This is a genomic window from Sphingobium terrigena (assembly GCF_003591655.1).
GTDB lineage: Bacteria > Pseudomonadota > Alphaproteobacteria > Sphingomonadales > Sphingomonadaceae > Sphingobium > Sphingobium terrigena.
Genome location: NZ_QVRA01000013.1, coordinates 105554 through 116465, shown reverse-complemented (window position 1 = coordinate 116465; position 10912 = coordinate 105554). Strand labels below are relative to the sequence as shown.

12 protein-coding genes are annotated in these 10912 nt (G+C 61.5%); 4 read left to right on the top strand and 8 right to left on the bottom strand.

From position 1 onward, the window contains the following. Positions 1 to 149: 149 nt before the first annotated feature. The 6 genes from D0Z70_RS15185 to D0Z70_RS15160 all read right to left on the bottom strand — a co-directional run bounded on the left by D0Z70_RS15185 (position 150) and on the right by D0Z70_RS15160 (position 7221). A complete protein-coding gene (locus D0Z70_RS15185) occupies positions 150 to 908 on the bottom strand; it encodes a hypothetical protein (RefSeq protein ID WP_119747898.1) in 759 nt (252 codons plus the stop codon). A gap of 231 nt (positions 909 to 1139) precedes the next feature. Further along, positions 1140 to 1499, bottom strand: a complete 360-nt coding sequence (locus D0Z70_RS15180; protein WP_119747896.1) for an argininosuccinate lyase — start codon at positions 1497 to 1499, stop codon at positions 1140 to 1142. Positions 1500 to 1589: 90 nt separating this feature from the next. After that, positions 1590 to 4190 carry a methionine synthase gene (gene metH, locus D0Z70_RS15175; RefSeq protein ID WP_119747893.1) on the bottom strand — a complete coding sequence of 867 codons (2601 nt, stop codon included), beginning with the start codon at positions 4188 to 4190 and terminating at the stop codon, positions 1590 to 1592. A 108-nt stretch (positions 4191 to 4298) separates the two neighbouring features. Then, on the bottom strand, positions 4299 to 5345 hold the full coding sequence (locus D0Z70_RS15170; RefSeq protein WP_119747891.1) for a homocysteine S-methyltransferase family protein: 1047 nt from the start codon (positions 5343 to 5345) through the stop codon (positions 4299 to 4301). After that, a complete protein-coding gene (metF, locus tag D0Z70_RS15165; protein WP_119747889.1) occupies positions 5342 to 6253 on the bottom strand; it encodes a methylenetetrahydrofolate reductase in 912 nt (303 codons plus the stop codon). Before metF ends, D0Z70_RS15170 begins: the two co-directional genes overlap by 4 nt. Continuing rightward, positions 6250 to 7221 (bottom strand): ArsR/SmtB family transcription factor, encoded by a 972-nt coding sequence (locus tag D0Z70_RS15160; RefSeq protein WP_119747920.1) that lies wholly within the window; start codon positions 7219 to 7221, stop codon positions 6250 to 6252. Before D0Z70_RS15160 ends, metF begins: the two co-directional genes overlap by 4 nt. A 215-nt stretch (positions 7222 to 7436) precedes the next feature. Here D0Z70_RS15160 and D0Z70_RS15155 point away from each other — a divergent pair, with 215 nt between their 5' ends. Both D0Z70_RS15155 and D0Z70_RS15150 read left to right on the top strand, forming a co-directional pair. Continuing rightward, positions 7437 to 7652: a circumsporozoite protein gene (locus tag D0Z70_RS15155; RefSeq protein ID WP_119747887.1), complete on the top strand. Its 216-nt coding sequence runs from the start codon at positions 7437 to 7439 to the stop codon at positions 7650 to 7652. A gap of 256 nt (positions 7653 to 7908) precedes the next feature. Then, positions 7909 to 8151 carry a hypothetical protein gene (locus D0Z70_RS15150; RefSeq protein ID WP_119747885.1) on the top strand — a complete coding sequence of 81 codons (243 nt, stop codon included), beginning with the start codon at positions 7909 to 7911 and terminating at the stop codon, positions 8149 to 8151. A 150-nt stretch (positions 8152 to 8301) separates the two neighbouring features. Here the strand turns inward: D0Z70_RS15150 and D0Z70_RS15145 are convergent, their stop codons facing one another. Continuing rightward, entirely contained in the window at positions 8302 to 8739 is a 438-nt protein-coding gene (locus D0Z70_RS15145; RefSeq protein ID WP_119747883.1) for a glycine zipper 2TM domain-containing protein, read from the bottom strand. Between the two features lie 298 nt (positions 8740 to 9037). On the opposite strand from D0Z70_RS15145, the gene D0Z70_RS15140 reads away from it, so the two are divergent. Continuing rightward, positions 9038 to 10030 (top strand): esterase-like activity of phytase family protein, encoded by a 993-nt coding sequence (locus tag D0Z70_RS15140; RefSeq protein WP_119747918.1) that lies wholly within the window; start codon positions 9038 to 9040, stop codon positions 10028 to 10030. Positions 10031 to 10234: 204 nt separating this feature from the next. On the opposite strand, the gene rpmB is transcribed toward D0Z70_RS15140, so the two are convergent. Further along, positions 10235 to 10528 (bottom strand): 50S ribosomal protein L28, encoded by a 294-nt coding sequence (gene rpmB / locus D0Z70_RS15135; protein WP_119747881.1) that lies wholly within the window; start codon positions 10526 to 10528, stop codon positions 10235 to 10237. A 143-nt stretch (positions 10529 to 10671) separates the two neighbouring features. Here rpmB and D0Z70_RS15130 point away from each other — a divergent pair, with 143 nt between their 5' ends. Continuing rightward, positions 10672 to 10893: a hypothetical protein gene (locus D0Z70_RS15130; protein ID WP_119747879.1), complete on the top strand. Its 222-nt coding sequence runs from the start codon at positions 10672 to 10674 to the stop codon at positions 10891 to 10893. The last annotated feature ends 19 nt before the right edge of the window (positions 10894 to 10912 follow it).

Genomic DNA, 10912 nt, shown 5'->3' with positions numbered 1-10912 from the left:
CGCTGGAAACAATCGGCTCGGTGAGCCATAACCCAATCGTCAGCCTGCCAGCTCTGGCCGCCTGACCCGAACCCGATCCTGCCGTGGATCGACGGTTCCTACACCACCCCGTGGGACACGACCCCAAAAGACGCTGCTCAGCAGGAGCCTCACTCACTTATGGTGGGCGTGAACTTTTTAGGGTCAACCTCATAGCGATCCTTCTCCGAAGTGTAGAACGTATCATCACTCAAAAGTCTCTTGTAATACTTTTCGTTTAAATGAAGACCAATCCCCATGAAAAATATCGTCAAAGCGAAAATTGATCCGATTGCCAATCCCGCCCAATTATCAACGAACTTGAAAAACGGGCTATCTTCGGTTTCAAAGTAATAATTGTCGCTCGGAGCAGAGAATTTCGTAACGAACGGCCCGGAAGATGAAAACGTTTTCATTTGATCTGAAACCAAAACTTTCGGAAATTGTCGCTCTCCCCAAAAGAAGACTTTTACGCGATCTCCAGGCTTCATATTCGGAATTTTGAAATCTTCAGCGTCTTTCAACGTCATTTTGGTTAAACCGTCATCGCTAACGATCAATCCGTCTCTACCGCTTCCATCAGAAAATCTTATCCTAATGTTCTCAACAACCTTTGACGATGGATTATCTATTGTTACTGCAGCGAAATCGTAAAAATCCCTAAGAAGAAAAGAATCACGCCGGGCGTCCGAAATCATTTTTTCATCGCTATGCTTTTCCGTGATTGTCTCGCCTTTTTCAGGCCGCGCCTGCCAACGCGATAATTCTACTTCAGCCTTCAAACCATCTTCAGGCGCGATAGCCCTCACAATAGGCTGAAGATAGGCGACGAATATCGTGCTAAGGCCTAATAGGATTAGTGAGGTAATTATGCCCCCAAGCCACTTCATCGCTATTCCTCGTTATCAGGCGCAATCGTGAGACGTGGTTATTGCTGAAGCCATGGTTACGCAAGGCGGAGAATGTGTCCACCTCAAGTCCGATTTTTTGACGTAATTCGGCCAAAAACCGACGCGTTGAGCTGCCGATGGGTGCTGAGCCGAAGGCAAGCGAAGCTGGGCAGGTCGACATGCAGATGGGGCCAGCAAGGCAAATCCTCGCTGCCCCTCAACCCCTCCGGGTCATTCCCACTTGGCGGTCGCCTTCTGCGTCTTGGCGTTCCAGAAGATCTGGATCTTGCTGATCGTGCAGAGGTCGAAATTGGTCCAATAGGCTTCGTCGCCGTCGGTGAAGACGACCTTGAGGTCGTAATTGCAGATGTCGTTCTTTGCGTTGAAGGAAATGGGCACAGAGGCTGTGTCCTCCAGCACTTCGTCTTCCATCACATCGTCGCCCCAGGCCTTGGCCGAGGCGGGCGAGACATAGACTTCGGCAATGTCGTAGCCAGTCTTGTTGAACAGGGTGAAGTCCTGGTCCCCGGCGATGGCGGGTGCGGCAAGAAACAGGGCGCAGGCACCCAGGATGATGGCTCTCGGCTTCATAAAATATCCCCCCCATGCCGATGCATGCCATCGGCGCGGGGGCGGTGTAGAATATTGCGCCGGGCGCAACAAGCGCCTGTTTTGGCGCGCCTAATCGAGGTTGGGCCTCAAATACCGCTCCGCCGTATCAATATCGATCCCCCGCCGCACAGCATATTCCTCCAGCTGATCGCGGCCGACCCGCGCCACGCCGAAATATTCCGATTGGGGGTGGCCGAAATAGAAGCCGCTGACGGCGGCGGTGGGCAGCATGGCGAAGCTTTCGGTAAGCGTAATGCCGGTCGCGTGGTGGGCATCCAGCATCTCGAACAGGATCGTCTTGAGGCTATGTTCCGGGCAGGCCGGATAGCCCGGTGCCGGGCGGATGCCGCGATATTGTTCCTTGATCAGGGCTTCGTTGGTCAGCTGCTCCCCTTCCGCATAGCCCCAGAGCGCGGTGCGGACATAATGGTGGAGGCGTTCGGCGAAGGCTTCGGCCAAACGATCGGCCAGGGCTTTCAAAAGAATGTCCGAATAGTCATCGATCGCGGCCTTGAACCGGGCCAGATGCGGTTCGATGCCGTGCATCCCGACGGCAAAGCCGCCCATCCAGTCGCCATCATGGCTGATGAAGTCGGCGAGGCACATATTGGCCCGGCCTTCGCGCTTCTGGATCTGCTGACGCAGCATCGGCAGGGTATAGTGCTTCTCATCCTCGACATGGACGATGATGTCGTCGCCTTCGCGGCGGCAGGGCCACAGGCCCGCGACACCGCGCGCGACCAGCCATTTTTCGGTGACGATCCGGTCCAGCATCGCCTGCGCATCGGCGAACAGGCTGGAGGCGCTTTCGCCCACCACCGGATCGGTCAGGATCGCAGGATAATTGCCCGCCAGTTCCCAGGCGCGGAAGAAGGGCGTCCAGTCGATATATTGGATCAGGTCCTTCAGATCCCAGTCGGGGAAGCGATGGACGCCGGGCAGGCGCGGGCGCGGGGCTTTGAGGCTTTCGTCAATCTCGAACCCATTGGCGCGGGCGTCCTCCAGCGGCACGAGCGCGCTCTGCCCCTTGTTCGCGCGGGCGACGCGGACATGCTCATAATCATCCTTGGTTTTCTGGACGAAATCATCCCGCTGGGTTTCGGACACGAGCGCCGTCGCCACGCCGACCGCGCGGCTGGCATCCAGCACATGGATGACCGGGCCGGTATAAGCGGGGTCGATGCGCAGCGCGGTATGGACTTTGGAGGTGGTCGCGCCGCCGATCAGCACCGGCATGGTCATGCCCGCGCGCTGCATTTCGGTGGCAACCGTCACCATTTCGTCCAGCGAAGGGGTGATGAGGCCCGACAGGCCGATCATGTCTGCGTCATGATCGTTCGCGGCCTTGATGATGTCGTGCCAGGGGACCATCACGCCCATGTCGACGACTTCAAAGCCGTTGCACTGGAGGACGACGCCGACGATATTCTTGCCAATGTCATGGACGTCACCCTTGACCGTGGCCATGATGATCTTGCCCTTGCCCTTGGCGCCCGGTTCCTTGGCCGCCTCGATATAGGGGAGCAGATGGGCGACCGCCTTCTTCATGACGCGGGCGGATTTGACCACCTGGGGCAGGAACATCTTGCCCGCGCCGAACAGGTCGCCAACGACGTTCATGCCGTCCATCAGCGGGCCTTCGATCACATGGATCGGCTTTTCGGCGGTCAGGCGGGCCTCCTCGGTATCATCGACCACATACATGTCGATGCCCTTGACCAGCGCATGTTCCAGCCGCTTGGCGACCGGCCAGCTGCGCCAGGCTTCGGCGGCTTTGTCCGCCACCGCGTCAGTGCCGCGATATTTTTCCGCCAACGTGACCAGGCGGTCGCCCGCTTCAGGATCGCGGTTGAGGACGACATCCTCGCACGCGGTGCGCAGTTCGAGGTCGATCGTGTCATAGACGTCGAGCTGGCCCGCATTGACGATCGCCATGTCGAGGCCAGCGGGGATGGCGTGGTAGAGGAACACGCTGTGCATCGCGCGGCGGACGGGTTCGTTGCCGCGAAAGGAGAAGCTGAGGTTCGACAGGCCGCCGGAGATATGGACATGCGGGCAGCGGGCCTTGATCTCCTTGCACGCCTCGATGAAGTCGACGCCGTAGTTGTTGTGCTCCTCGATCCCCGTCGCGACCGCGAAGATATTGGGGTCGAAGATGATGTCCTCCGGCGGGAAGCCGATGGTCATCAGCAGCTTGTAGGCGCGCTCGCAAATTTCGACCTTGCGTTCCTTGGTGTCCGCCTGCCCCGTTTCGTCGAAGGCCATGATGACGGCGGCGGCGCCATAGGCCATGCATTTGCGGGCGTGGAACAGGAAGGCCTCCTCGCCCTCCTTCATGCTGATCGAATTGACGATCGGCTTGCCGGACACGCATTTGAGGCCGGCTTCGATGACCTCCCATTTGCTGCTGTCGATCATCACGGGCACGCGGCTGATGTCCGGTTCCGACGTCATGAGTTTCAGGAAGGTGGTCATCGCCTCGACCGCGTCGAGTAGCCCCTCGTCCATGTTGACGTCGACGATCTGCGCGCCGTTCTCCACCTGCTCACGCGCGATGTCGATGGCGGTGGCGTAATCGCCCGCCATGATCAGCTTCTTGAACTTGGCCGATCCGGTGACGTTGGTGCGTTCACCGATATTGACGAAGGTGGCGGTGGATTTGGTGGTCATTTTCATACTCTCTCCCCTCCCGCTTGCGGGAGGGGTCGGGGGAGGGTCTGTCAGGTCAGGCGGGGAGCGCACATGCCCTCCCCTAACCCCTCCCTGAAGGGAGGGGAACTAGGCGGCGATGTGCATCGGTTCGAGGCCCGCCAACCGCGTGACGACCGGCAATTCCGGCACGACACGCGGCTTATGCCCGTCCAGCGCCTTCGCCACCGCGCCGATATGCGCGGGCGTCGTGCCGCAGCAGCCGCCGACCATGTTGACCAGCCCTTCATCCACCCATTCGCGGATCAGTCGCGCGGTGGTGGCGGGCAGTTCGTCATATTGGCCCAGTTCATTGGGCAGGCCCGCATTGGGATAGGCCAGGATCAGCGTGTCGGCATTTTTCGATAGCTCGGCCAGATAGGGCCGCAGCAGGTCCGCGCCGAACGCGCAGTTCACGCCGATGGTCAGCGGCTTCAAATGGCGCAGCGAATACCAGAAGGCGTTGATCGTGTGGCCGGACAGGTTGCGGCCCGACATGTCGGTGATGGTAAAGCTGAGCATCAGCGGCACGGAGCGGCCCGCCGCCTCCTCCGCCTCGCGCGCGGCCATGCCCGCTGCCTTGGCGTTCAGCGTATCGAAGCAGGTTTCGACCAGCAGGAAATCGACCCCGCCCGCGATCAGCGCGTCGCACTGCTCGCGATAATCGGCTTTCAGCGTATCATAATCGACCTCGCGAAAGGCGGGGTCGTTGACGTCGGGGGAGATGGACAGCGTCTTGTTGGTCGGACCGATCGAGCCACAGACGAAGCGCGGCTTGCCGTCCTTCGCGGTTGCCTTCTCGCACGCGCTACGGGCCAGCTTGGCGGCGGCGATGTTGATGTCCCACACCAGATGTTCGCAGCCATAATCGGCCATCGCGATCTTGGTCGAGCTGAACGTGTTGGTCTCGATCATGTCTGCGCCCGCGTCCAGATAGGCGGTGTGGATGCCTTCCACGATGTCGGGGCGGGTCAGGCAGAGCAGGTCGTTATTGCCCTTCTGGTCCTTCGGCAGATCGAGATCACCGCGATAATCCGCTTCGGTCAGGCCATGTTTCTGGATCGACGTGCCATAGCCACCGTCGAAGATCAGAATCTTGTCCGCGGCCAGCGCGCGCAATGTCTGTTCAGCGCTCATGCTGCTGTCTCCAATGATATGTTCGCCCGCAAGCCCAGCAAATGGCAGATCGCAAAACTCAGCTCCGCGCGGTTGAGCGTGTAGAAATGAAAGTCGCGCACGCCGCCGCCATAGAGGCTGCGGCACAATTCCGCCGCGATCGTCGCCGACACCAGCTGGCGCGAGGCGGGATGATCGTCCAGCCCTTCAAACAGGCGGCCCATCCAGCTGGGCACCTGCGTATTGCACATTGCCGCCATACGCTGCGTCGCGGCGAAATTGCTGACCGGCATGATGCCCGGCACGATGTCCGCCGTGATGCCCGCCGCCAATGTCTTGTCGAGGAAGCGGAAATAGGCGTCGGGGGTGAAGAAGAATTGGGTAATCGCGCGGGTCGCCCCGGCGTCCAGCTTGCGCTTCAGATTATCAAGGTCGCTCTGCGCGCTGGCCGCTTCGGGATGGACTTCGGGATAGGCCGACACCGAAATTTCGAACGGATGACGCTGCATCAGCCCTTCGACCAGTTCGGCAGCACCCTTATACCCGTCCGGGTGCGGCTCGAATGTGCCGCCCACTTCCGGCGGATCGCCGCGCAACGCGACGATATGGCGCACGCCCGCGTCCCAATAGGCGTCGGCAATCTCGCCAATCTCGGCCTTGCTCGCTCCCACGCAGGTCAGGTGCGCCGCAGCCGCCAGCGGGGTTTCCCGCGCGATCCGGGCGACCGTATTATGCGTGCGCTCGCGGGTCGATCCGCCCGCGCCATAGGTGACCGACACGAATTTGGGTTGGAGCGGCGTGAGCGTCTCGATCGCCGACCAGAGTTGGGCTTCCATCTTCTCCGTCTTGGGCGGGAAAAATTCAAAGCTGACATGGCAGTCGCCCGCAAGGTCCGCATAGAGCGGGGCGACGGGATCGTTCAAAGTCATGCGGAAATCCGTCCTTCTTGCTGCTGGACAGGCGCTTGCTTGCGTCGCCCCAGCCACAGTTGCACCGTCAATTCATGGCCAGGCAAAGTGTCCACCCGTTCCAGTTGCAGGCCCGCTGCTGCGAACCAGCCTTCCATTTGCTCGTCGGAAAAGCCCAGCCGCGCATGTTGATCGCGCACGCGCAATTCTTCCCGCTCATGCGGCGCGAAATCCGCGATCAGCACCCGGCCGTCGATCGCCGTGACGCGGGCCGCCTCGCCGATCACCTGTTCCGGCACCTGCGCATAATGCAGCACCTGATGCAGCAGGACGGTATCGACGCTGCCCGGCTCCAGCGGCAAAGCACCAAAATCGCCCAGCAGCAGCGCATATTTGTCGCCCGCATCGGCGGGCAGCTTGGCCCGCGCCAGCCGCAGCATGTCCGGGCTGCGGTCGATCGCCGTTACAGCCTGCGCCGCGCCGCCGAACAATTCGATCATGCGGCCCGTACCGGTGCCGATGTCGAGCAGATGGCCGATCGGTTCACGCCCCAGCAGCGCGGTCATCGCCGCCTCGACGTCCGCTTCCGCCACATGGAGCGAGCGGATTGCGTCCCATTCCTCGGCATGGTCGGCAAAATAGTCCTCCGCCGCGCGCGCCCGGTCCGCCCGCACCGCCGCCAGTCGCGCCAGATCAGCCGCCTGCCATAATGTTTCGCTATCCGACGGGGTCAGGCGGTCAAACAACGACAGGAACGGCACGACATCATCACCCTTGCCCAGCCGCAGGAACACCCAATTGCCTTCCTTGCGCCGCTCGACAAGGCCCGCTTCCGCCAGGATGCGGACATGGCGCGATACGCGCGGCTGGCTTTGCCCGACGACCTGCGCAATCTCCCCCACGGCCAGCTCCATCGCCCGCAACAAATGGATGATGCGCAGCCGCGTCGGGTCGCCAAGTGCCCGGAAAATATCGAGTGCCGTGTGCATGGTCGCATCATATAAAGAAATCTTTATATGCGTCAATGGCCGCATATTTTCCGCAACTGCGAACAAAAGCGCCCCGCTTCCTACCCCGATTGCAGGAATGGGATTGCCTTGCATCAACCAAAGCATTACGAATCAACGCGCAGGCGCAATGGGGGGTGAGCTTTTCTCCGAGAGTGGTCTGCACCGTTTTTATTCTCAGAGAGGGGTTTCTGCCCATGACCAAGTCTATCGCTCTTTCGCTCGTTCTTGCTGCTTCGCTCGGCCTGGCCGCCTGTTCGGGTGGCGCGGAAAACGCCGCCAACAACGCCGCCAACTCGGCTGAGAACGCGTCGAACGCTGCCGACAACGCCATGAACGCCGCGCTGAACGCTGCCGACAACGCCGCCAACGCTGCGTCGAACGCGACCAACAACGTCGCGAACGCGATGTAAGTCCAGACGGGCTTTTGGAATTTCGGGAAGGGGTCGCGCCGGGCACGGGGCGGCCCCTTTTCTATTTTTGCGTGTCGAACAACGTCCATCCTCCCCTGCAAGGGGAGGTGGATGGCCGCAGGCCAGACGGAGGGGTGTCACCCTCTCGATAGGGCGACACCCCTCCACCGGCTCCGCCGGTCCCCCTCCCCTTGCAGGGGAGGATTTTTACGGGGCTTGCAGCGAGTATAATCGCCGTTTGATTGGGGACTGACCGATGATCCGCACCTTCTTCATCGCCGCTGCGCTGCTGCCACTGACCGCCTGCGGTTCGGGATCGCCCGATGGCGTCGGCGGGGTCAGCGCCAGTGAAGCCAGCGCGCTCAATGATGCAGCGGCCATGCTCGACGCGCGCGCCGGCGCAGCGCAGAGCGGCGACGCGGGCCTTAATCCCGCCGCCAAAACGGCGGCAGGGGCCGATCGTGGCCGGGTTGCCCCGCAGCCGGAGCCAAAGCCCTGACGCAAAAAGGCCGCCCCGGATGAGACGGCCTTTTTACTTGGTGCGTTAGCCAATTCAGCACTGAGTGTTCCCGCGCAGGCGGGAACCCAGTTGAGAGGACGGAACTGGGTTCCCGCCTGCGCGGGAACACAATCTCACTTGCGCCAGCTTTTAGCAGTTGCGGTCGATCGCCCGGCCGGCGAGAGCGCCTACGCCTGCGCCGATGATCGCGCCGGTCGTGCCGTCACCGCGACGGCCATAGCGGCCCGAACCCTTGCCGACTTCATTGCCCAGCAGGCCACCGGCAATCGCACCGATGATGGTGCCGCCCGTGCCATTGTCCCGGCAACGATAGCCACCGCGATCGCGATAGCCGCCACGATAGGCGTTGCTGCGATAATAGCGGTCATTGCCGCGATAATAGCCACCGTCGCCGCGATAGCCACGGTCACCCCGATATCCGCGATAGCCACGATCGCCATAATAATCGCCACGGTCATAACCGCGATAATAGCCGTCACGGGCCATGGCCGGGGTTGCGGTCACGGCCAGCGAAGCAGCGCCCATCGCCAGAGCGGCTCCCATATTGATCAGAAACTTCATCTTCATGGCGTTGCTCCTTCCAAAATTCGTCTTTTCGTCGGCGCTTCCCAGAGACGGGTTTCGCCAGTGATGAACCTCTTATGGGTGATTCGCCTTGAGCCGACCCTGAATGGGGCTGACAGCCATTGTTAAGAGTTGGTCTCCAGTCCCGCACCGGCCCTCACCCCCACCCGACCTCCCATTCAGGATACACTCTGTGGGCGGTCGGGTGGGGGTGAGGGCCGGTGCGGATGCGCCGAAGGCGCATTTCCAAGCTGACAACGCCTTGCTGCGTCCTGGCTGATATTATCCTATGGCGAAGGGAATGTCGCGAATCCTGATCGTCCTGGCGCTTGCCATCCTGCTGCTGCCAGCCCCGCACAACAGCAAGCCCGAAGCGGTGCAGCCCGGCGCTTTGCTGGTCGCCGCGCGCGCGCTGCCGCTCAGTACGAGCGATCCGGCGCTGCGGCAGGTGGGCTTGCTCGACTATCTGGGCGGCTGGGAATTGCGCAGCGCCAATCCGGGCTTTGGCGGCATATCGGCGCTGCTGGTGTCGTCCCCCGGTGATGTGCTGGCGCTGAGCGACTCCGGCATATTGATGGGACTGCATGTCGGGCCGGGAGAGGCGCGCCGCCGCCCCTTCATCGCCCCCCTGCCCATCCGGCCACAGGACCGCGATCGTCCCTGGTGGGCATGGGATTCAGAATCGCTGACCCATGATCCGCTGAGCGACCGCTATTGGGTGGGGTTCGAGTTGCAACAAGCGATCTGCCGCTATGCGCCCGGCTTTGCGCGGATCGAGGCGTGCCGGACCTGGCCCCAGATCATGGCATGGCCCCCGACCGGATCGATCGAATCGCTCAGCCGCCTGCCCGATGGCCGTTTCATTGCGATTGGCGAGATGGGGATGACGCCCGATGGTCGTCATGACGTGCTGCTGTTTCCGGGCGACCCCGCCGAGCGGGATACCGCCGATCCGATCCACCTGCGCTACACCCCGCCGCAGGGCTATCGCCCGACCGATGCGGTGGCGCTGGATGCACGGCATCTGCTGGTCCTCAATCGCCGCCTGACCTTGCAGGAGCTGTTCACCGCCACCATCGCGATCGTCGATCTGCCCGAACGGCTGGAGCCAGGCATGGAGTTGAAAGCCCGCACCCTCGCCCGCCTCGCCCCGCCGCTGCTGGCCGATAATTTCGAGGGGCTGGCGGTGAGCCTCGAGGACGGACGGACGATCCTGTGGGTCGTGTCCGACGACAATCACGAGTTTTTCCAGCGGACCTTATTGCTGAAATTCGGGCTGGATTGGGTGGAGTGACCACGCTGTTCGGCCTTGTTCCCCCTCCCGCTTGCGGGAGGGGGCTAGGGGGTGGGCTTGCGCAGCGTGGCGTTGGCCCACCCCGCTGCGACTAAGGCGCTGCGCGCCCAAGTCTCGCTGCCCCTCCCGCTTGCGGGAGGGGTGCGCAACGCAAAAAAGCGGCCTGTCGCCAGGCCGCTTTTTATGCCGAAACGAATCGAGAAATCAGGCGGCTGCGGCAGCCTGCTTCTTGACGATGTCGCGCTTCAGGCGACGGGCCTTGAGCGACAGCTTGTCGTCGCTGGTCTTGACCAGCCAGTTGTCCAGACCGCCATTATGTTCGACCGAACGCAGACCATGGGTCGATACGCGCAGTTTGAAGCTGGCTTCCAGCGTTTCGGAGATCAGCGAAACATTCTGAAGGTTGGGCAGGAACACCCGCTTGGTCTTGTTATTGGCGTGGGAAACATTGTGACCCACCTGGCGACCCTTGCCGGTCAGCTCGCAAATGCGCGACATAATCAATAAACCTTGTAGTTCGGGTTCGTTCGGAAAGCCGCGCCGATAACGGGATTCCCGCTGGCCGTCAACCCGCCGCACGGCCGGTCGCAACCCTTTTGCACGGCGAAGCGTTGTGGCCCCGTAACATATGGGAGGTTGAAATGCGATTCATTGGTGGGCTGTTGATCATCATCTTGCTCGTGCTGGCTGGCGGCATCGCCACCGGCTTCATCGACCTGCAAAAAACGCAGGACGGACGCCTGCCCGAAATCGCCGTCAAGCAAGGCGCGCTGCCGAAATATGAGGCGAATGTCGCCAAGGTCGAGGTCGGCACCCGCAACGAGACGGTCGAAGTGCCGACGGTCGAGGTCAAGAAGCCGTAAGTTCGCATGAAGGGCAAGA

Coding starts and splice junctions, on each gene's coding strand:
- metF (WP_119747889.1), bottom strand. CDS start 6,253: ATGACTTTGAACGATCCCGTCGCCCCGCTCTATGCGGACCTTGCGGGC.
- D0Z70_RS15185 (WP_119747898.1), bottom strand. CDS start 908: ATGAAGTGGCTTGGGGGCATAATTACCTCACTAATCCTATTAGGCCTT.
- D0Z70_RS15150 (WP_119747885.1), top strand. CDS start 7,909: ATGATCCGCACCTTCTTCATCGCCGCTGCGCTGCTGCCACTGACCGCC.
- rpmB (WP_119747881.1), bottom strand. CDS start 10,528: ATGTCGCGCATTTGCGAGCTGACCGGCAAGGGTCGCCAGGTGGGTCAC.
- D0Z70_RS15140 (WP_119747918.1), top strand. CDS start 9,038: ATGTCGCGAATCCTGATCGTCCTGGCGCTTGCCATCCTGCTGCTGCCA.
- D0Z70_RS15130 (WP_119747879.1), top strand. CDS start 10,672: ATGCGATTCATTGGTGGGCTGTTGATCATCATCTTGCTCGTGCTGGCT.
- D0Z70_RS15155 (WP_119747887.1), top strand. CDS start 7,437: ATGACCAAGTCTATCGCTCTTTCGCTCGTTCTTGCTGCTTCGCTCGGC.
- D0Z70_RS15170 (WP_119747891.1), bottom strand. CDS start 5,345: ATGAGCGCTGAACAGACATTGCGCGCGCTGGCCGCGGACAAGATTCTG.
- D0Z70_RS15145 (WP_119747883.1), bottom strand. CDS start 8,739: ATGAAGATGAAGTTTCTGATCAATATGGGAGCCGCTCTGGCGATGGGC.
- metH (WP_119747893.1), bottom strand. CDS start 4,190: ATGACCACCAAATCCACCGCCACCTTCGTCAATATCGGTGAACGCACC.
- D0Z70_RS15180 (WP_119747896.1), bottom strand. CDS start 1,499: ATGAAGCCGAGAGCCATCATCCTGGGTGCCTGCGCCCTGTTTCTTGCC.
- D0Z70_RS15160 (WP_119747920.1), bottom strand. CDS start 7,221: ATGCACACGGCACTCGATATTTTCCGGGCACTTGGCGACCCGACGCGG.